The organism is Micromonospora sp. NPDC006431, assembly GCF_042870725.1.
Lineage (GTDB): Bacteria > Actinomycetota > Actinomycetes > Mycobacteriales > Micromonosporaceae > Micromonospora.
Genome location: NZ_JBIAHQ010000002.1, coordinates 54,551 through 74,281 on the forward strand (window position 1 = coordinate 54,551; position 19,731 = coordinate 74,281).

Genomic DNA, 19,731 nt, shown 5'->3' on the forward strand with positions numbered 1-19,731 from the left:
GCTGACGGAAGCATCGTGAACAGGAAGGCGACGACGTGAGCTCCTCCCCCATTTCCCGCCGGTCCATGCTGCGCGGCGGTGCCGCTGGCGCCCTGGGCATCGTGGTGGCCGGTAACCTGGACGTCATCGCCGGACCGGCGGCGGCGCGCGCCGCGGCCCGCCCGGCGGTCGGCTACGGCGAACTCGTTCCGGACCCGGCCGGCCTGCTGGCCCTGCCGCCCGGCTTCTCGTACACCATCGTGGCGCAGGCCGGCGCGACCCTGCTGGAGTCCGGGCAGCCGACCCCGAGCGACGCCGACGGCACCGGCTGCTTCCTCGGCCGTGAGGGCTCGGTGCTGGTCAACAACCACGAGATCGGCGGCAGCGAGCCCTTCCCGGTGCCCGCGCTGGCCGGCCTCACCTACGACCCCGGTGCCCGCGGCGGCACCACCACCATCGAGGTGGACGCCCAGGGCCGGCGGCTGCGCGAGTACGTCAGCGTGGCCGGGACGCACAACAACTGCGCCGGCGGCATCACCCCGTGGGGCACCTGGCTGACCTGCGAGGAGACCGAGCAGAAGGCCGGCGGGCGGTACCTGAAGGACCACGGCTACACCTTCGAGGTCGACCCGCACGACCGGTCCGCCAACCTGGACCCGGTGCCGCTGAAGTTCCTCGGCCGGTACGCGCACGAGGCGGTGGCGGTCGACCCGTACACCCACGCGATCTACCTGACCGAGGACGCCGGCGGACCGAACGGGCTCTACTTCCGCTGGACGCCGCCGGCCGGCTTCCGGGGCGGCAAGGGCGCGCTGCGCGCGCTGGCGCAGCGTCCCGACGGGGACACCGCCGGCAGCCTCCAGGCGATGAAGTGCTTCCGGGGCAGCCAGCACGTCGCCGACCTGTCCGAGGCGACGACGCCGGGCACCCGGTACAAGGTGGAGTGGGTGGACGTGCCGGACCGGGACGCGAAGACCGTCTCGGTGCGCAAGCAGTTCACCGACGAGCAGGTGACCCGCAGCCGCAAGCTGGAGGGCGCCTGGTGGGCCGACGGCGGCGCGTACTTCGTGGCCAGCTTCGCCCGGCACTCCGACGGCAGCGTCAACGAGCACGACGGCCAGGTGTGGTTCTACGACCCGCGGACCGAGACCGTCACGCTGAAGACCATCTTCGGGGTGAACCAGAACCCGGACGAGGAGACCGGCAACTACGACGGCCCGGACAACATCACCGTGTCGCCGTACGGCGGGGTGATCCTGGCCGAGGACGGCGAGGGCCTGTCGCACCTGGTCGGGGTGACCGAGCAGGGCAAGGCGTACCCGCTGGCCCGCAACGAGCTCAACGACAGCGAGTTCACCGGGCCGACGTTCAGCGCGGACGGGAAGATTCTGTTCGCCAACATCCAGTCCCCCGGCTACGTCTTCGCGATCACCGGCCCCTGGGGCCGGCCGAGCAACGCCGACCTGGCGGCTGACCACTCCTGAGCACCTGCGGCGGCCGGCGGTTCCCGAGGGGCCGCCGGCCGCCGGCTTGGCAGGACCACCCCAGCCGTCCGGTGCTGGCCTCGGCGGCTGCCGGCCTGGCACCGCCGACCCGGCCCACCGGCTGCGCTCGACGCGACCGGACCCGGCGCGCGGACCTACCCGGGCGTCAGGGGCGCGCGGCCGGGTGGCGCAGGCCGTCCAGGGCGATGGCCAGCACCCGGTCGCGCTGGGCCGGCTCGGGGAACTGGTACGCCATGATCCCGCTGATCAGCCGCACCACGTCGTCGAAGCTGGCGTCCGGCCGGGCCACCCCGGCCTCCTGGGCGCGGCGCAGCAACGGCTCGCCCGCGGCGTAGATCTCGGTGCGGCAGCTGCGAAACACCTCGGAGTCGTGCACCAGCTCCTCGGCGAGGGCCCGCTTGGTGCCGACGTAGGCGACGAACCGGTTGAGCCAGGCGACCAGGGCATCCCACGGCGGGAGGTCCGCCAGGTCGGCGGCGGACCGGCTGAGCGCCCCCACCTCCTCGACGTAGACCGCCTCGAACAGGTCACGCCGGTTGGGGAAGTTCCGGTAGAGCGTCCCGATGCCGACCCCGGCCCGCCGGGCGATCTCCTCCAGCGAGGCGCCCGCACCGCACTCCCCGAAGACCTCCCGCGCGGCGGCGATCAACGCGTCGTAGTTGCGCCGGGCATCCGCCCGTTTCGGGCGCCGCGCGAGGACCTCCCCCAGCTGCTCGCCGCTGGCCATGACGGGCGTCACCTCTCCTGCCTTGCAACCGGAGGCACCCCTCCGCTAGGTTAGTGGAGGCACCCCTCCGGAACTGACCGGAGCCATGCCTCCGGATAGCTTACTCCGGATTTCGGGCCGATCCCCACCTGGCGCGGTCGGCCGTCCAGACACCGGACCCAGGAGGTCCCACCATGCCCGCATTCGGCTGAACACCGGCAGTCCCGGCCGCCACCGCGGCAGATCGCCCGGCCGCGCCCGTGCGAGCCGTCCCCCCGATCCGCGCGAGCGGCCCCGCGGTCACGTCGACCGCACACCTGGGCGACCGACCGTCGCCCCCGGCAGACCTTTTCTTTCGTACGCGAACGGGAGTTCCCTCCGTGACCGAAACCATCCGACGCGGCTCGCGTCGGTTGACCTTCCTCGTCCTCGCGGCCGGCACCGGCTTCTTCGCGATGCTCCAGTCGCTGATCACCCCGGTGCTGCCCACCATCCAGCACGACCTGCACACCTCCCAGAACACCGTGACCTGGGTGCTGACCGCCTACCTGCTCTCCGCGTCGATCTTCACCCCGGTCCTCGGCCGGGTCGGCGACATGGTCGGCAAGGAGCGGATGCTGGTCGTCTCCCTCGCCGCGCTCGCGCTCGGCTGCCTGCTGGCGGCCGTCGCGCCGAGCATCGGCGTGCTCATCGTCGCCCGGGTGGTCCAGGGCGTCGGAGGCGCGGTCTTCCCGCTGTCGTTCGGCATCATCCGCGACGAGTTCCCCGCCGCGCGGGTCAGCTCCGCCGTCGCGGCGATCTCGGCGATCGTCGCCGCCGGTGGCGGCCTCGGCGTCGTCCTGGCCGGTCCGATCGTCGCCACCCTGGGGTACCGCTGGCTGTTCTGGATCCCGCTGGTCGTCGTCGGGCTCACCGCGCTCGCCGCGCACCGGTTCGTGCCGGAGTCACCGGTCCGCACGCCCGGCCGGATCAACTGGACGGCCACCCTGCTGCTCTCCGGCTGGCTGGTGGCGCTGCTGCTGCCGATCAGCGAGGGCGCCACCTGGGGCTGGACCTCCGGTCGGGTGACCGGCCTGCTGGTGCTCGCCGGCCTGCTCCTGGTCGCCTGGCTGGTGGCCGAGGCCCGCTCGGCGAACCCGCTGATCGACCTGCGGATGATGCGCCTGCCCGGGGTCTGGACGACCAACCTGGTCGCCCTGCTCTACGGCGCTTCGATGTTCGCCGTCTACGCCTTCCTGCCGCAGTTCGTGCAGATCCCGACCAGCGCTGGATACGGCTTCGGCGCCAGCGTCACCCAGGCCGGGCTGCTGATGCTGCCGATGCTGGTCGCCATGTTCGTCGCCGGCCTCGCCGCCGGCCGGCTGCAGGCCCGGTTCAGCGCCAAGGCACAGTTGGCGACGGGCGCGGTGTGCAACGTGCTCGCCTCGGCGATGCTGACCGTCGCCCACGACACCCGCTGGGAGATCGGTGTGGCCGGGGGACTGGTCGGCCTGGGCATCGGGCTGGCGTTCGCCTCGATGGCCAACCTGATCGTGGCCAGCGTGCCGCCCGGGCAGACCGGGGTGGCCACCGGCATGAACGCCAACATCCGCACCATCGGCGGCGCGATCGGTGCCGCGGTGGTGAGCGGCGTGATCACCGCCCACCCGCAGGCGAGCGGTCTGCCGCGCGAGGCCGGGTTCACCCTGGGGTTCCTGGTGCTCACCGGGATCGCGCTGGCCGCCGCGTTGGCCGCGCTGATCGTTCCGTCCGGCCGGCCGGCGATGCGTGAACGGCGCGCGGAGCTGTCGCCGGGGAGTGCCGGGCCGCAGCTGACCGGCGAACTCGCGACGGCGGGACGCTGATCCGACTCCGAAGCTGACAGCGCGGGCGACTCAGCCGCGCGCCGGCGACCGAGGCGCCGGTCAGCGCGTTCCGGCGGCGTAGCCGCACCGGCCCGCAGATCAGCCGTGGTCGCGCTCGAACGTGGAAGTAGTGGCCTCCCGGGACGCGGTAGGCCACTACTTTCAGGATCGAGCGGGATCTTGAAGGGCCCGATACGCCGTCAGGTCGGTAGCGGGTCCGGCCCCGGCCGGGTCAGCCGGCGAGGGCGCAGTCGGCCGCGTGAACCAACGCCGTGGCCCGGGACCGGCGGCGCGACCGGTGCGACGCGCAGGCGGCGCACTCGTGGGCCGGGCGGGCGGACGGGCCGGCCGCGATCCGCCCGGCCCGGGGGCGCAGCCCGGCGAACCGCGTGCCGGGCAGGCGCAGCCCCGCCGGGCGGGACGCCGGGACCGGGCGCGGGCCCTCGGCGGCCATCGGGGCGACGGGGCCGGCCGCGGCCACCGGGCGGGCGACGGCCGGGCCGCTCGCCGGCCGGACGACGCGGGCGGTGGCGGCGGCGCGGCGGCGCACGGCGGGCGCGGCGAGCACCAGGCTGAGCCGGCGCCGCAGCCGCCGCTCCCGGAGCCGGTCGAAGGCCACCCCGGCCGCCACGGTGGCGACGGTGGTGAGCGTGCCGGCCAGCACCAGGGTCTGCCGGGGTCCGGCGTGCTCGGCGAGCCAGCCGAGCAGGGGCGCACCGACGGCCGCGGAGACCGAGCCGGTGACCGCCAGGGCGGCCAGCACCCGACCCCGCATGGCGTAGTCGGTGTCGAGCTGGGCGCGGGCGCCGACCGTGGTGTCGATGACCACGGCCGCCGCCGCCACCGGCAGCATCACCGCGGCGAAGCTCAGCGTGCCGGGGGCCAGCCCGGCGACGATCTGCAGGGCGCTGGCCAGCAGGCCGGCCCCCACCAGCACCCGGTAGCCGAGCTCCCGGCGGCGGGCCGCGACCAGCGCGCCGAGCACCGTACCGACCGCGAAGACGGTGGAGAGGAAGCCGTACCCGGACGCGCCGCCGCGCAGCGGACCGTCGCTCATCGCGGCCATGGTCACCTGGTAGTTGCGGCCCAGGCTGCCGAGCACGAAGGACAGCGCCAGGGCCACCAGCACCACCGGCTGCCGCAGCAGATACCGGAAGCCGGCCCGGATGCTGCGGTCCGCCGGCGCCGTCTCGGCCTCCGACAACTCCAGCTCGGCGCGTCTTGCGCCGCGCCGCGACCTGGAGCCGTCGTCCGGTGCGCTGTGCCGCTCCTCCTCGCGTACGGCGAACAGGGCTGCCACCACCGCGACGAAGCTGGCGGCGTTGATCGCGAAAAGCAGCGCGGGGCCGATGGCGGCCACCACGACGGCGCCGACGCTCATGCCCAGGATGCGGCCGGCCGAGTTGGTGAGCGAGCCGAGGGCGAGCGCGTTGCCGAGGCTCTCCCGGTCCACCAGGGTCGAGCACCAGCGGCCCATCACCGGGCCCTCGATCGCCGACACCGCGCCGGTGACCAGGGAGATCGCGTAGATGGCCGGCAGGCCGCCGGTGCCGGTGACGGCGACCATGGCCAGCCCGGCGGCGAGCAACGCGTGGGCGGCCTGGGCCCCGATCAGCAGCGGCTTGGCGGGCAGCCGATCGGCCAGCGCGCCGCCCCAGACGCTGAGCACCAGGCTGGGCAGCGCCTGCAAGAGGACGGTGAGCCCCATCGAGGTGGCGGACCCGGTCTCCGCCAGCACGTACCAGTTGACGCCGAGAACCTGCATCCAGGTCCCGATGACCGACACGAACCCGGCGGCGGCCCAGATCCGGTAGTTGCGGTGGCGCAGCGCGGCGAACATGGCGCCGAGGGCCATGAGGATTTCCCCGTCCAGTGGGTGACACGACGAAAGCCGGACCCCGCAGGTCCGGCCAGCCGCCAAGTCTGACCGCCCGCAAACCTCATCGCCGCTGTTCGTGAGGCGTTTCACGGGCCGGGCAGGAACCGGACGACCAACGTGAGCACCCCGGTCCGGGCCGGCTCGGCCCGGACCGCGGGGTCGGCGACCGCGCCGGCTCAGCGCGCGGCGAGCGGCTGCCGGGCCGGATCCACCGGCGCGGGCAGCTCGCCCACCCCACCGAGGTACGCGTGGACGGCCGCGGCCGCGGCCCGCCCCTCGGCGATCGCCCAGACGATCAGCGAGGCGCCCCGGTGCATGTCCCCGGCGACGAACACCCCGTCGGCGTCGGTCTGCCAGTCGGAGCGGGCGTCGACCGCGCCCCGGGCGTTGCGGGTCACCCCGAGCTGGGCCAGCACCGGCTGCTCCTCGGTCCCCTCGAAGCCGATGGCCAGCAGCACCAGGTCGGCGGGCAGTTCCCGCTCGGAGCCGGGCAGCGCCGTGACGATCCGCCGGCCGTCCCGCTTCTCCACGCTCACCTCGGCGATCCGGACCGCCCTGACCTGGCCGGTGCCGTCGTCGACGAACTCCTGCACCGCCACGGCGAAGACCCGCTCGCCGCCCTCCTCGTGGGCCGGGTAGTCGCGCAGGATCCACGGCCAGGTGGGCCACGGGTCCCGGGCGGCGTCCCGGCCGGCCGGCGGCTCCGGGTAGAGGTCGAGCTGGTGGACGCCGGCCGCGCCCTGCCGGTGCGCCACGCCGAGGCAGTCCGCGGCGGTGTCGCCACCGCCGATGATCACCACGTGCTTGCCGGCCGCGTCGATCGGGGTCCCGTCCGGCAGCGTGGCCAGGGCCGGCTTGCCCTCCCCGGCCGCCGCGACGACCCGATTGGCCGCCACCAGGTGCGCCATCGCCTGGTGTACGCCGCGCAGCTGCCGGCCCGGCGTCTCGGGGACGTCCCGGCCCTGCAGCGCGCCGCAGGCGAGCAGCACCGCGTCGTGCTCGGCGCGCAGCTGCTCGGCGGTCACGTCGACTCCGACGTTCACCCCGGCGCGGAAGCGCACCCCCTCGGCGGCGAGCTGGGCCAGCCGCCGGTCGATGTGCTGCTTCTCCAGCTTGAAGTCGGGGATGCCGTACCGGAGCAGGCCGCCGAGCGCGTCGTCCCGCTCGTACACGGTGACGGCGTGCCCGGCGCGGGCGAGCTGCTGCGCGGCGGCGAGCCCGGCGGGTCCGGAGCCGACCACGGCGACCGACTTCCCGGTCGGCGCCGACACCGGGCGGGGGCGCAGCCCGCCGCGGGCCACTGCGGCGTCGGCGATCTCCACCTCGACCTGCTTGATGGTGACCGGCAGCTGGCCGCCGAGGCCGAGCACGCACGCCGCCTCGCACGGAGCCGGACAGAGCCGGCCGGTGAACTCGGGGAAATTGTTGGTGGCGTGCAGCGACTCCACGGCGGCGTCCCAGTTGCCGGTCCGGACCAGGTCGTTCCAGTCCGGGATGCGGTTACCGAGCGGGCAGCCGTCGTGGCAGAAGGGAATGCCGCAGTCCATGCACCGGGTGGCCTGCTCGCGGATCAGCTCCTCGCCGGCCGGCGGATACACCTCCCGCCAGTCCATGATCCGCACCGGCACCGGCCGGCGGGCGGGCAGCCGCCGGTCGTAGCGCAGGAAACCGTTCGGGTCAGGCACGAGCCACCTCCTGGGCGACCGCCCGCGGGGCGGGCGGCACCGGCAGCGCCGGTTGGGCCGGCTCAGCCGGCGCCGTCAGTTCTTTCATGACCGCGTCGTCGACGTCACGGCCGGCGGCTTCGGCGGCCCGCATGATCTCCACCACCCGGCGGTAGTCCCGGGGCACCACCGCGGTGAACTCCTCCACCGCCTCCGACCAGCGCTTGAGCAGCTCTTCCGCGACCGCCGAGTCGGTCTCGGCGAAGTGCCGCTGGACGAGGTCGTGCAGCAGGTCCCGCTCCTCGTCGCGCAGCGGCGACAGGTCGACCAGCTCCGGGTTGACCAGCCGCCGGTCGAGCCGGTGCACGAAGGCGGCGCCGCCGGACATGCCGGCGGCGAAGTTGCGGCCGGTCGGGCCGAGCACCACCACCGTGCCGCCGGTCATGTACTCGCAGCCGTGGTCGCCGACGCCCTCGACGACGGCCACCGCGCCCGAGTTGCGCACCGCGAACCGCTCGCCGACCCGGCCGCGCAGGAACACCTCGCCGTCGGTGGCCCCGTACAGCAGGGTGTTGCCGGCGATGATCTGGTCCTCGGCCCGCTCCCCCGGCCCGGCCGCGGCGTCGGCGAACGGCGCCGCCGGGTCCGGTCGGACGATGATCCGCCCGCCGGAGAGGCCCTTGCCGACGTAGTCGTTGGCGTCGCCGTGCAGCCGCAGGGTGACCCCGTGCGGCAGGAACGCGCCGAACGACTGGCCGGCGGTGCCGTGCAGCAGGAACTCGATGGTGTCGGTGGGCAGGCCGGCGCCGCCGAACCGGCGGGTGACCTCGCCGCCGAGCATCGCGCCGACGCTGCGGTGCTCGTTGCGAATCGCCAGCTCCGCCCGGACCGGCGTGACGGGTGCGGCGTCCCGCGCCTCGGCGCCGGCCGTCCGGGACCCCGCAGCCTTCAGGGCCGGCGCGGCCAAGGCGATGAGCTCGTTGTCCAGGGCCAGTTCCAGGCCGTGGTCCTGGGCCCGGATGCCGCGCCGGGCCGCGCCCGCGGGCAGCTCGGGCAGGTGCAGGACCCGGCTGAGGTCGAGGCCGTGGCCCTTCCAGTGGTCGACAGCCGGGGTGACGTCGAGCAGCTCGGTGTGCCCGATCGCCTCGTCGATGCTGCGGAAGCCCAGCTCGGCCAGGTATCCGCGGACCTCCTCGGCGAGGAAGAGGAAGAAGTTCTCCACAAACTCCGGCTTGCCGGTGAAACGCTCGCGCAGCACCGGGTTCTGGGTGGCGATGCCGACGGGGCAGGTGTCCAGGTGGCAGACCCGCATCATCACGCAGCCCTCGACGATCAGCGGCGCGGTGGCGAAGCCGAACTCCTCCGCGCCGAGCAGCGCGGCGATCAACACGTCCCGGCCGGTCTTGAGCTGGCCGTCGACCTGCACGGTGACCCGGTCGCGGAGCTTGTTGAGCAGCAGCGTCTGCTGCGCCTCGGCCAGCCCCAGCTCCCACGGGGTGCCGGCGTGCTTGAGCGAGTTGAGCGGGGACGCGCCGGTACCACCGTCATGGCCGGAGATCAGGATGACGTCGGCCTTGAGCTTGGCGACGCCGGCCGCCACCGTGCCCACCCCGACCTCGCTGACCAGCTTGACGTGCACCCGGGCGCGCGGGTTGACGGACTTGAGGTCGTGGACGAGCTGGGCCAGGTCCTCGATGGAGTAGATGTCGTGGTGCGGCGGCGGGGAGATCAGGCCGACGCCTGGCGTGGCGTGCCGGGTACGCGCGATCCACGGCCAGACCTTGTTGCCGGGAAGCTGGCCACCTTCGCCGGGCTTCGCCCCCTGGGCCATCTTGATCTGGAGGTCATCGGCGTTGACCAGGTATTCGCTGGTCACGCCGAAGCGGCCGCTGGCGATCTGCTTGACCGCCGAGCGGCGCTCGGGGTCGTGCAGCCGGTCGACGTCCTCGCCGCCCTCGCCGGTGTTGGACTTGCCGCCGAGCCGGTTCATCGCGATGGCCAGGGTCTCGTGTGCCTCGGCCGAGATCGACCCGTACGACATGGCGCCGGTGGCGAACCGCTTGACGATCTCGCGGGCCGGCTCCACCTCGTCCACCGGCACCGCCGGGCGTACGCCGGTGCGCAGGGTGAACAGGCCGCGCAGCGAGCCGGCCTGCGCGGCCAGCTCGTCGACCTTGGCGGTGTACCGGCGGAAGATGTCGTACTGGCGGCTGCGGGTGGCGTGCTGGAGCAGGAAGACCGTCTCCGGGTTGAACAGGTGCAGCTCGCCCTCGCGGCGCCACTGGTACTCGCCGCCGACCTCCAGCCGGTCGGACGGCTGGGCCCCGGCGGCCGGCCAGGCCAGGGCGTGCCGGGCGGCCACCTCGGCGTGGATCTCGTGCAGCCCGATCCCGCTGATCGTGCTCGGGGTGCCCCGGAAGTAGCGCTCGACCAGGCGGGTGTCCAGGCCGACGGCCTCGAACACCTGGGCGCCGCAGTACGACGACACCGTCGAGATGCCCATCTTGGACATGATCTTCAGGACGCCCTTGCCGAGCGCCTTCACGTAGTTGCGGACCGCCTTCTCCGGGTCGACGCCGACCAGCGTGCCCGTGGAGATCATGTCCTCCACCGATTCGAAGGCCAGGTACGGGTTGACCGCCGCCGCGCCGTAGCCGATCAGCACCGCCGCGTGGTGCACCTCGCGGCAGTCGCCCGACTCCACGATCAGCGCCACCTGGGTACGCGTCTGCTCGCGGACCAGGTGCTGGTGCACCGCCGCGGTGAGCAGCAGCGACGGGATCGGGGCCAGGTCGGCGTTGGAGTCCCGGTCGGAGAGCACCAGGATCCGGACCCCGTCCTCGATCGCCTCGGAGACGTGCCGGCAGATCTCGGTCAGCCGGGCCTTGATGCCGGCCCCGCCGTCCCGGACCCGGTAGAGCCCGGAGACCCGGACCGCCTTGAACCCGGGCAGGTCGCCGTCCTCGTCGATGGAGAGGATCTTGGCCAGCTCGTCGTTGTCGATCACCGGGTACGGCAGCACGATCTGCCGGCAGCTCGCCGGGCCCGGGTCGAGCAGGTTGCCCTCCGGCCCGATGGTGGACGCCAGGCTGGTCACCAGCTCCTCCCGGATGGCGTCCAGCGGCGGGTTGGTGACCTGGGCGAAGAGCTGGTGGAAGTAGTCGTAGAGCAGCCGCGGCCGGGTGGACAGCGGCGAGATCGGGGTGTCCGTGCCCATCGAGCCGATCGGCTCCGCACCGCTGCGGGCCATCGGGGCGAGCAGGATCTTCAGCTCCTCCTCGGTGTAGCCGAAGGTCTGCTGCCGGCGGCGCACCGAGTCGTGGGTGTAGACGATGTGCTCGCGCGGCGGCAGTTCGTCCAGCTCGATCAGGCCGGCGTGCAGCCACTCGTCGTACGGCCGGGCGGCGGCCAGCTCAGTCTTGATCTCGTCGTCCTGGACGATCCGGCCGTTGACCGTGTCGACCAGGAACATCTTCCCCGGCTGGAGGCGGCCCTTGGCGACCACGGTGGCTTGGTCGAGGTCGAGCACGCCCGCCTCGCTGCCCAGCACGACCAGCCCGTCGGCGGTGCGCCACCAACGGCCGGGGCGCAGCCCGTTGCGGTCCAGCACCGCGCCGACGATCTCGCCGTCCGTGAAGGCGACCGAGGCCGGACCGTCCCACGGCTCCATCAGGCTGGCGTGGAACCGGTAGAAGGCGCGCTTGTCGGCGCGCATGTCCGGGTCGTTCTCCCACGCCTCCGGGATCATCATCAGCACCGCGTGCGGCAGGCTCCGCCCGGCCAGGTGCAGCAGCTCGAGCACCTCGTCGAAGTTGGCCGAGTCAGAGGCGCCGGGGGTGCAGACCGGGAAGACCCGCCGGATGTTGCCGGGCAGGTTCGGGCTACGTAGCAGCGCCTCGCGGGCCTGCATCCAGTTCCGGTTGCCGCGGATCGTGTTGATCTCGCCGTTGTGCGCGATGAACCGGTACGGGTGGGCCAGCGGCCAGGACGGGAAGGTGTTGGTGGAGAACCGCGAGTGCACCAGGGCGATCGCGCTGACCACCCGCTCGTCGGTCAGGTCCGGGTAGAACGCGGGCAGCTGGTCGGGGGTGAGCATGCCCTTCCAGACCATGGTCCGCCCGGACAGCGACGGGAAGTATGCCGGCACGCCCCGCTCGGCGCTCTCCCGCTCGGCCTGCTTGCGCACGCAGAACGCCACCCGGTCCAGGTCGAGCCCGGTCAGCGGGGAACCGGCCGGGCCGGCGGGCGAGTCGGTGAGCCGGTGCGCGGCGAGGAAGACCTGCCGGACCCGGGGCATCCCGGCGAGGGCCGTCTCGCCGAGGCCGCTCGGGTCGGTGGGGACGTCCCGCCAGCCGAGGACGACGGCCCCCTCGACCAGGGCGTACTTCTCCACCACCTGGCGGGCCCGGGCCTCGGCCGCGTCGTCGTCGGGGAGGAATACCAGGCCGGTGGCGTACTGGCCGGCGGGCGGCAGCGGGAAGTCGACGACCGCGCGCAGGAACGCGTCCGGCACCTGGATCATGACCCCGGCGCCGTCGCCGGTGTTGGGCTCCGCGCCCCGGGCGCCCCGGTGGTCCAGCCGGCAGAGCGCCCCGAGACCGTTCGCGACGACCTCGTGCGATCGGCGTCCGTGCAGGTCGGCCACGAAGGCCACGCCGCACGCGTCATGCTCGAGCGCGGGGTCGTAGAGCCCCGTCGCGCGGGGGGCCGGCTGCGGGCTGAGAGGGTACGGAAAGGCCACCGGGCCTCCTGTCGTCACTCAGGTTGGATCATGGTCGGGACGACGTCGGCCCTACGTGGGTTTTATTGAGTCTACGTTAGGGCTTCCGGCGCAAGGCCAGTTCAGATTGATCACACCTTCCACAACGTGGGACATGTAGTCTCGCGCGGTGGATGTCGTACGCACTGACGTGCTCGACCGGTTGGAGCGGTTCTACGACGCGGTGCCCCGCGACGGGGCGCGTACCGAGGAATTCGGCGCACTGGTGCTCTTCGTCCGGGATGGCGCCGGGTGGCCGTTCTACGCCCGCCCGCGGCTCGACGCCACCGCACCGCCCTCGCTCGCCGACGTGACCGCCGTCCGGGCCCGGCAACGGGAGCTGGGCCTGCCGGAGGCGTTCGAGTGGGTGCACGAGATTACCCCGGACCTGCTCGCCGTCGCCCGCTCGGCGGGGCTGACCGTGCTGGAGGCACCGCTGATGGTGCTCGACCCGGCGCGCCTGCCCGAACCGGCCGCGCTCAGCGACGTACCGGTGCGGGTCCTCGACCCGGCGGACCCGGGCTTCGCGGCGGACGTGGCGGTGCGGCGGGCCGTCGCCGCGGTCGGCTTCGCCAACGGCGGCACCGCACGCGGCGACGCCGGCCCGGCCGAGCGGGACGCCGCGGTGTCCCGGCTGGACGTGGCCACGCTGGAGGAGGACGCCACCCGGATCGGCGACGGCCGGCGGATCTCGGTGCTCGCCGAGACCCCCGAGCAGGGGGCGCTGGCCAGCGGCATGGCCATGCGGGTCGGCGACGTGGCGGAGATCGCCGGGGTGGCTTCCCTGCCGGCGGCCCGCCGGCGCGGCCTCGGTGCGGCGGTGACCGCGACGCTCGCCCACGAGCTGCGCGCCGCCGGCGCCGACCTGATCTTCCTTTCCGCCGGCAGCGAGGACATCGCCCGGGTCTACCTGCGGGTCGGCTTCCGCCGCATCGGCACCGCCTGCATCGCCGAGCCGGCCGCCCTCATCGGCTGACCCCGCCCGTCCCCCCGGGAGCGGGTCAGGTCGGTGGGTGCCAGGCGGCGGCCGCGGAGGCGGCCGTGTTGCGCAGCCGGGGGCTGATCGTGCCGAGGGCCGCGTCGCGGGCGCGCAGCGCCAGGCGACCCCGGGTCTGCAGGACCGCCGACATCCGGCGGGTCTGCCGCACCATGGTCGCCGCGCGGGGCCGGCGCAGCCGGTCGTACGCGGCCACCGCGTCGGGCAGCCGGGACTCGCGCAGCAGCACGGAGAGGGTGGCCGCGTCCTCGAAGGCGAGGCAGGCGCCCTGCCCGAGGTGCGGGGGCATGGCGTGCGCGGCGTCGCCGAGCAGTACCACCCCGCCCGGCCCGGCCGGGAAGCCGTACGCCCTGGGCAGCGGCCGCAGCTCGCGGATCTCCTGCTGCACCAGGTCGGCCGGCTCGGTGGCGTCGAGCAGCTCGCCGATCGGCGCGGGCCAGCCCGCGTACCAGCGCTTGAGCAGGGCGAGCTGGGTCGCCGCGGGCTCCGGGCGGGGCGCGCCGGCGGCGGTGGCCACCCAGTAGATGCCGCCCCGGCGGGAGGCGCCCGCGGCGCCCCGGTCGCCGAGCGAGGCGGCCACGAAGCGGTAGCCCGCGCCCAGCGTCTCCCCGGAGACCGGCTGGTCGTCGGGCAGCTTCGGGGCCCGGTACCAGGGGATCACCGCCCGCCACGCGGCGCAGCCGGAACTCACCACCGCCGACTCCGGGGCGAGTTGCCGGCGGATCTCGCTGTCGGTGCCGTCGGCGGCCACCACCAGGTCCGCGGTCACGGTCTGCCGGCCGTCGCCCACCGCCGGGCGCTCCCCGGAGACCGCCCGCACGGTCCGCACGGTCACCCCGGTCCGCAGCTCCACCTGGTCACCGAGGCCGGCGATGAGCGCGTCGTGCAGGTCCTCCCGGTGCACCACGACCGGCATCCGCTCGGTCGGGGTGGGGCGGGGCTGTACCAGCCACTGCCCGTCGGGGCGGCGTATCCCGCCGTCGGGCAGCGGGGTGGCGATGGCGTCCAGCCCGGCGCCGAGCCCGAGGGCGCGCAGCGCGCGTACCCCGTTGGGCCAGAGCACGACGGCGGTCGGCTCCGGGCGGACCCGGTCGGACCGTTCGAGGAGGGTGACCTGCCACCCGGAGCGGGCCAGCACGCCGGCCACCGCCAGCCCGCCGAGGCCGGCGCCGACCACCACCGCGGTACGCATGACTCCCCCGCTCAGCTGTCCCGGTCGGCGGGGCTGGCGGCGGTGGCGTCGGCCCGGTCCGCCGTGCCGCCGGCCGCCGGCCGCTCCCCGGCGGCGTCGGCGGGCCCGGCTACGGTCGGCTCGACGGTCTCGTCGGCCGCGTGCCCGGGCTCCGTGCCGGCCGCCGGTTCCGCGGCCGGCTCCTCCTCCGGTACGACGCCGGTCTCCCGGTACGCGCGGAACTGCTCCTCGCTGACCACCCGGTAGCCCTCCGGGGCGACCGACTGCGGCCTGGCCTCCCGCGCGGAGAGGTCGACCTGCGACACGTCACCGCCTGCGGGCGGCACCGGGGCGGCGGGGACACCGACCGGGACCAGGTACTCGCGGGGCCCGCGGACGCGCACGAAGTAGACCAGCGCGCCGAGGAAGACCAGCGCCGCGGTCCAGACGTTGAGCCGCAGGCCGAGGATGTGGTTGGCCTCGTCGGTGCGCATCAGCTCGATCCAGAACCGGCCGGCCGTGTAGCCCATCACGTAGAGCGCGAAGGCCCGGCCCCGGCCGAACCGCAGCTTCCGGTCGAGGAGGAAGACCAGAGCGGCGACGCCGATGTTCCAGAGCGCCTCGTACAGGAAGGTCGGCTGGTAGAGCCCCGGCAGCAGGACCGGGTTGCCCGCGTCGTCGCGCAGCGCGTGCCCGGGATGGTCCGGGTCCATCACGTGGACCTCCAGCCCCCAGGGCAGGCTGGTGCGGCCGCCGTAGAGCTCGTTGTTGAACCAGTTGCCGAGGCGGCCGACGGCCTGGGCCAGGGGCAGGCCCGGCGCCAGCGCGTCGGCCACCACCGCGAACGGGATGCCGAGCTGCCGGGCCGCGATCCAGGCACCGAGCGCGCCGCCGGCGACGGCGCCCCAGATACCGAGGCCGCCCTCCCAGATGGCGAACGCCTTGAGCGGCTCGCCGCCGGCGCCGAAGTATTTCTCGGGCGAGGTGATCACGTGGTAGATCCGGGCGCCGATGATGCCGGTCGGCACCGCCCAGACGGCGATGTCGAGCACGGCGCCAGGGGCGACGCCGCGCCGGCGCAGCCGGTACTCGGTCACCACGCAGGCCACCACGATGCCGACAATGATGCAGAGCGCGTAGGCCCGGACCGGAACGGGTCCGAGCTGCCAGACGGCGGTGCTGGGGCTGGGCAGGGCCGCCAGTGGGGTCATCGGGGCGAGGGTCACGGGTGAACACGGTACCGCTGCGGACCGCACTCCCGGCACCCCGGTTCGCCGGCTTGACGCCTCGGATGACTTGTGCTTTGCCCGGCCGTAGGCTCTTTGTCCATGAGCTCGCTCACCTGGGCGGTCGCCGCGGTCGTCACCGACCAGGCCGGACAGGTGCTGCTCTGCCGCCGGTCCGGGCCCGGCCGGCGGTGGGCGCTGCCCGGCGGCCGGCCGCGCCGCGACGAGAGCCCGCTCACCGCCGCGGTGCGCGAGATCCGCGCGGAGACCGGCTGGGCGGTCGACCTGGTCGACCTGGTGGGCCTCTACCGGCTCGGCGAGCCCGGCGTGCCCCGGCCGCCGGCCGGCCGCTCCGGCGCCCCGCCGGACGTCCTGGTGCACGTGTTCCGCGCCCGGGTGCGGGGCGACGCCCCGGCCGCCACCCCGATCGGCGGCTGTGACCTGCGCTGGTACCCGCCCGAGGGGCTCCCCGAGGCGCTGACCCCGACCACCCGGGCCGCCGTGGCCGACGCCCTGGCGGGCCGGTCGGGGGTGCTGCGGGAGCCGCGACCGGACCCGGTCCCGCCCGGGCCCCGAGGTGAACCGCGCAGCGCGCCGGTCGACGGCGAGAACGCCGTCCCGCGCTGACGGGCCCGGCACGCTCCACGGCGCGGCGCAGTGCCAGCCGGGACCTGCCATGGCCACTCGTGGCGCATGACACAGTGTGACGATTCTGTCACTCGGACGGCGGCCGGGCGGCCGGACGACTCAGCGGACCGGGTTGCGGACGCCCTCGGCGAGTTCGGCGCTCAGCGCCCGCAGCGCGGCCAGCCCGGTGGCCTGGTCCGGGGCGTCGAGCAGGCAGCGGATCAGCGCGCTGCCGACGATGACGCCGTCGGCGTACCCGGCGACGGTGCCGGCCTGCGCCCCGGTCCCCACGCCCAGCCCGACACCGACCGGCAGATCGGTGACCTCGCGCAGCCGGGAGACCAGGATCGGCGCCGCCTCGGAGGTCTGCGACCGGGCACCGGTGACGCCCATCAGCGCGGTGGCGTAGACGAAGCCGCGGCAGTGCTCGGCGGTCATCCGCAACCGCGCGTCGGTGGACGACGGGGAGACCAGGAACGTCCGGTCCAGGCCGTACGCGTCGGAGGCGGCCAGCCACTCGCCGGCCTCCTCGGGGATGAGGTCCGGCGTGATCAGGCCGGTGCCGCCGGCGGCGGCCAGGTCCCGGGCGAACGCGTCGACCCCGTACTGCTCGATCGGGTTCCAGTAGGTCATGATGACCACCTGCGCGCCGGTCGCCGCGACGGCCTCGACGATCCGCAGGGTGTCGGCGATCCGCACCCCGCCGGCGAGGGCCAGGTCGCTGGCCCGCTGGATGACCGGGCCGTCCATCACCGGGTCGGAGTACGGGATCTCCACCTCGATGACGTCAACGCCCGCCTCCACCATGGTCTTCATCGCGGCGATGCTGCCGTCGACGGTCGGGAACCCGGCCGGCATGCAGCCGACCAGCACAGCCCGCCCGTCGGCGCGGGCCTTGTCGAAGGCGACCCCGATGCGGCTCACGCTGTCTCCCTGTCAAGGATGCCGAAGTACTGGCCGGCGGTGTGCACGTCCTTGTCGCCCCGGCCGGAGAGGTTGACGATGATGACCGGCTCCCGGCCGAGCTCGGCGGCGAGCTGCGGGGCGATCTTCAGGGCGCCGGCCAGCGCGTGCGAGCTCTCGATCGCCGGGATGATCCCCTCGGTGCGGCAGAGCAGCTCGAACGCGGCCATCGCCTCGCCGTCGTCGACCGGCAGGTAGGTCGCCCGGCCCTGGTCGTGCAGCCAGGCGTGCTCCGGCCCGACGCCCGGGTAGTCCAGGCCGGCCGAGATCGAGTGCGACTCGATCGTCTGCCCGTCGGCGTCCTGCAGCACGTACGTCCGGGTGCCGTGCAGCACACCGGAGGAGCCGCCGGTGATGCTGGCCGCGTGCCGGCCGGTCGCCACGCCCTCGCCGCCGGCCTCGAAGCCGTACAACCGCACCCCGCTGTCGGGCACGAAGGCGTGGAAGATGCCGAGCGCGTTGGAGCCGCCGCCGACGCAGGCGGCGACCGCGTCCGGCAGCGCGCCGGTCAGGTCGAGGCACTGCTGGCGGGCCTCCTCGCCGATGCCGCGCACGAAGTCCCGGACCATCTCGGGGAACGGGTGCGGGCCGGCGGCGGTGCCGATCAGGTAGTGGGTGGTGTCGACGTTGGCGACCCAGTCCCGCATCGCCTCGTTCATCGCGTCCTTCAGCGTCCGCGAGCCGGTGGTGACCGGCACGACGGTCGCCCCGAGCATCCGCATCCGGGCCACGTTGAGCGCTTGGCGCTGGGTGTCGACCTCGCCCATGTAGACCACGCACTCCAGGTCGAACAGCGCGGCGGCGGTGGCGGTGGCCACGCCGTGCTGCCCGGCGCCGGTCTCGGCGATCACCCGGGCCTTGCCCATCCGCTTGGTGAGCAGCGCCTGGCCGAGCACGTTGCGCACCTTGTGCGCGCCCGTGTGGTTGAGATCCTCCCGCTTGAGCAGGATCCGCGCCCCGGCCCGGGCGGAGAGCCGGGTGGCCGGGTAGAGCAGCGACGGGGTGCCGGCGTAGCCGCGCAGCAGGCCGTCGAACTCGGCCCGGAAGGTCTCGTCGGTCATCGCCTTCCGGTACGCCGCGTCCAGCTCGTCGAGCGCCGCGACCAGCGCCTCCGGGACGAACCGGCCGCCGAACCGGCCGAAGTGACCGGCGGCGTCGGGAACCTGGGCGGCCGGGGCTGCCGGGTCGGCGCTCATCGGCGTGTCCTCTCGCTGCGTGTCGGGTGCCGGGCGGGTCAGCGCACCGGGCGGGGGGTGGCCGGGTGGTTGCCGGCGTTGACCAGCTCGGCCACCGCCTCGCGGGGGCTCTTCTGGGTGACCAGGCCCTCGCCGACCAGGACCGCGTCGGCGCCCGCCGAGGCGTATCGGATGAGGTCGTGCGGGCCGCGTACGCCGGACTCGGCGATCTTGACGACGCTGCTCGGCAGGCCGGGCGCGATCCGCTCGAAGACCGAACGGTCGACCTCCAGGGTACGCAGGTCACGGGCGTTGACCCCGATCACCTGCGCGCCGGCCTCCAGGGCCCGGTCGGCCTCCTCCTCGTTGTGCACCTCGACCAGCGCGCACATGCCGAGCGACTCGATCCGCTCGAGCAGCCCGACGAGGGCGTTCTGCTCCAGCGCGGCGACGATCAGCAGCACCAGGTCGGCGCCGTGCGCGCGTGCCTCGTGCACCTGGTAGCTGGAGACCACGAAGTCCTTGCGGAGCACCGGGATGTTCACCGCGGCCCGCACGGCGGCCAGGTCGTCCAGCGACCCGCCGAACCAGCGGCCCTCGGTGAGCACGCTGATCGCCCGGGCGCCGCCGGCCGCGTAGTCGCCGGCCAGGTCGGCGGGGTCGGCGATCTCCGCCAGCCGCCCCTTGGACGGCGAGGAGCGCTTCACCTCGGCGATGACGGCCACGCCGGGCCGGCGCAGGGCCGCGTACGCGTCCAGCGGCGGCGGCGCGGTGGCGGCCAGCTCGCGGATCCGCTCCAGCGGAACCTGCTCCTGTCGCCGCGCCACGTCCTCACGGACGCCGGCCAGGATCTCGTCGAGCACGTTTGCGGACGCCGCCGGACCGGCCTCGTCCCCCTCCGCGTGCGCATGCTCAGCAGTCACCAACGGACTCCCCTCTCCGGGTGTCATGGGCCGATGCTAGGGGGCGCCACCTGGCGACAAGTCCCGGGGGTATGGCGCTCCTCACGAAATGGGCTGTGGCATGATGGCCGACTTCCGTGAACGCGATGTCACGCAGCGCCACCCCGCGACGTTCCTCGATGCTGTGACCAAGCTCAAGGACGAACGACCCTGCGCTGGTCGCCCCGGCTACCCGACAGTTGACCAGGGCGTCACGGCGGCGAAACCTGCGCCCGGCAGCATCGTCCTCGGGCAGACTCGATGAGGCGGCTGCCAATCGTCGCCAACGATCTCG

14 protein-coding genes are annotated in these 19,731 nt (G+C 74.4%); 5 read left to right on the forward strand and 9 right to left on the reverse strand.

Annotation, left to right across the window (positions count from 1 at the left end):
* Nucleotides 1–35: 35 nt before the first annotated feature.
* Nucleotides 36–1,463 carry an alkaline phosphatase PhoX gene (locus ACFYM6_RS03790; protein WP_387271964.1) on the forward strand — a complete coding sequence of 476 codons (1,428 nt, stop codon included), beginning with the start codon at nucleotides 36–38 and terminating at the stop codon, nucleotides 1,461–1,463.
* Nucleotides 1,464–1,629: 166 nt separating this feature from the next.
* Here the strand turns inward: ACFYM6_RS03790 and ACFYM6_RS03795 are convergent, their stop codons facing one another.
* A complete protein-coding gene (locus ACFYM6_RS03795) occupies nucleotides 1,630–2,211 on the reverse strand; it encodes a TetR/AcrR family transcriptional regulator (protein WP_387272776.1) in 582 nt (193 codons plus the stop codon).
* Between the two features lie 359 nt (nucleotides 2,212–2,570).
* On the opposite strand from ACFYM6_RS03795, the gene ACFYM6_RS03800 reads away from it, so the two are divergent.
* Nucleotides 2,571–4,034, forward strand: a complete 1,464-nt coding sequence (locus tag ACFYM6_RS03800) for an MFS transporter (protein ID WP_387271966.1) — start codon at nucleotides 2,571–2,573, stop codon at nucleotides 4,032–4,034.
* A 232-nt stretch (nucleotides 4,035–4,266) separates the two neighbouring features.
* On the opposite strand, the gene ACFYM6_RS03805 is transcribed toward ACFYM6_RS03800, so the two are convergent.
* The 3 genes from ACFYM6_RS03805 to gltB all read right to left on the reverse strand — a co-directional run bounded on the left by ACFYM6_RS03805 (nucleotide 4,267) and on the right by gltB (nucleotide 12,318).
* Entirely contained in the window at nucleotides 4,267–5,889 is a 1,623-nt protein-coding gene (locus ACFYM6_RS03805; RefSeq protein WP_387271968.1) for an MFS transporter, read from the reverse strand.
* A gap of 200 nt (nucleotides 5,890–6,089) precedes the next feature.
* On the reverse strand, nucleotides 6,090–7,598 hold the full coding sequence (locus tag ACFYM6_RS03810; protein ID WP_387271970.1) for a glutamate synthase subunit beta: 1,509 nt from the start codon (nucleotides 7,596–7,598) through the stop codon (nucleotides 6,090–6,092).
* Nucleotides 7,591–12,318 carry a glutamate synthase large subunit gene (gene gltB / locus ACFYM6_RS03815; RefSeq protein WP_387271972.1) on the reverse strand — a complete coding sequence of 1,576 codons (4,728 nt, stop codon included), beginning with the start codon at nucleotides 12,316–12,318 and terminating at the stop codon, nucleotides 7,591–7,593. The genes ACFYM6_RS03810 and gltB overlap by 8 nt, the downstream gene beginning before the upstream one ends.
* 148 nt (nucleotides 12,319–12,466) lie before the next feature.
* Here gltB and ACFYM6_RS03820 point away from each other — a divergent pair, with 148 nt between their 5' ends.
* Entirely contained in the window at nucleotides 12,467–13,312 is an 846-nt protein-coding gene (locus tag ACFYM6_RS03820; RefSeq protein ID WP_387271974.1) for a GNAT family N-acetyltransferase, read from the forward strand.
* Between the two features lie 25 nt (nucleotides 13,313–13,337).
* Here ACFYM6_RS03820 and ACFYM6_RS03825 read toward each other — a convergent pair whose 3' ends face one another.
* Together ACFYM6_RS03825 and lgt are read right to left on the reverse strand one after the other, a co-directional pair.
* Nucleotides 13,338–14,525, reverse strand: coding sequence for an FAD-dependent oxidoreductase (locus tag ACFYM6_RS03825; protein ID WP_387271976.1), 1,188 nt, complete (start codon nucleotides 14,523–14,525; stop codon nucleotides 13,338–13,340).
* An 11-nt stretch (nucleotides 14,526–14,536) separates the two neighbouring features.
* On the reverse strand, nucleotides 14,537–15,730 hold the full coding sequence (gene lgt, locus ACFYM6_RS03830; protein WP_387271978.1) for a prolipoprotein diacylglyceryl transferase: 1,194 nt from the start codon (nucleotides 15,728–15,730) through the stop codon (nucleotides 14,537–14,539).
* Between the two features lie 102 nt (nucleotides 15,731–15,832).
* Between lgt and ACFYM6_RS03835 the strand changes: the two genes are divergently transcribed.
* On the forward strand, nucleotides 15,833–16,357 hold the full coding sequence (locus tag ACFYM6_RS03835; RefSeq protein WP_387271980.1) for an NUDIX hydrolase: 525 nt from the start codon (nucleotides 15,833–15,835) through the stop codon (nucleotides 16,355–16,357).
* Nucleotides 16,358–16,477: 120 nt separating this feature from the next.
* Here the strand turns inward: ACFYM6_RS03835 and trpA are convergent, their stop codons facing one another.
* The 3 genes from trpA to trpC are packed head-to-tail and all read right to left on the reverse strand — an operon-like array spanning nucleotide 16,478 to nucleotide 19,358.
* The gene (gene trpA, locus ACFYM6_RS03840) at nucleotides 16,478–17,281 is read right to left on the reverse strand and encodes a tryptophan synthase subunit alpha (RefSeq protein WP_387271982.1); all 804 of its coding nucleotides are present in this window, start codon (nucleotides 17,279–17,281) and stop codon (nucleotides 16,478–16,480) included.
* On the reverse strand, nucleotides 17,278–18,516 hold the full coding sequence (gene trpB, locus ACFYM6_RS03845) for a tryptophan synthase subunit beta (protein WP_387271984.1): 1,239 nt from the start codon (nucleotides 18,514–18,516) through the stop codon (nucleotides 17,278–17,280). The genes trpA and trpB overlap by 4 nt, the downstream gene beginning before the upstream one ends.
* 38 nt (nucleotides 18,517–18,554) lie before the next feature.
* Complete coding sequence (gene trpC, locus ACFYM6_RS03850) at nucleotides 18,555–19,358, reverse strand: indole-3-glycerol phosphate synthase TrpC (protein WP_387272778.1); 804 nt, start codon at nucleotides 19,356–19,358, stop codon at nucleotides 18,555–18,557.
* A 160-nt stretch (nucleotides 19,359–19,518) separates the two neighbouring features.
* On the opposite strand from trpC, the gene ACFYM6_RS03855 reads away from it, so the two are divergent.
* Nucleotides 19,519–19,701 (forward strand): hypothetical protein, encoded by a 183-nt coding sequence (locus ACFYM6_RS03855; RefSeq protein ID WP_387271986.1) that lies wholly within the window; start codon nucleotides 19,519–19,521, stop codon nucleotides 19,699–19,701.
* The last annotated feature ends 30 nt before the right edge of the window (nucleotides 19,702–19,731 follow it).

What these genes read in the sequence shown, in the direction of transcription:
- ACFYM6_RS03855 (WP_387271986.1), top strand. Translation starts at nt 19,519, where the DNA reads ATGATGGCCGACTTCCGTGAACGCGATGTCACGCAGCGCCACCCCGCG.
- ACFYM6_RS03795 (WP_387272776.1), bottom strand. Translation starts at nt 2,211, where the DNA reads ATGGCCAGCGGCGAGCAGCTGGGGGAGGTCCTCGCGCGGCGCCCGAAA.
- ACFYM6_RS03825 (WP_387271976.1), bottom strand. Translation starts at nt 14,525, where the DNA reads ATGCGTACCGCGGTGGTGGTCGGCGCCGGCCTCGGCGGGCTGGCGGTG.
- ACFYM6_RS03805 (WP_387271968.1), bottom strand. Translation starts at nt 5,889, where the DNA reads ATGGCCCTCGGCGCCATGTTCGCCGCGCTGCGCCACCGCAACTACCGG.
- trpB (WP_387271984.1), bottom strand. Translation starts at nt 18,516, where the DNA reads ATGAGCGCCGACCCGGCAGCCCCGGCCGCCCAGGTTCCCGACGCCGCC.
- ACFYM6_RS03835 (WP_387271980.1), top strand. Translation starts at nt 15,833, where the DNA reads ATGAGCTCGCTCACCTGGGCGGTCGCCGCGGTCGTCACCGACCAGGCC.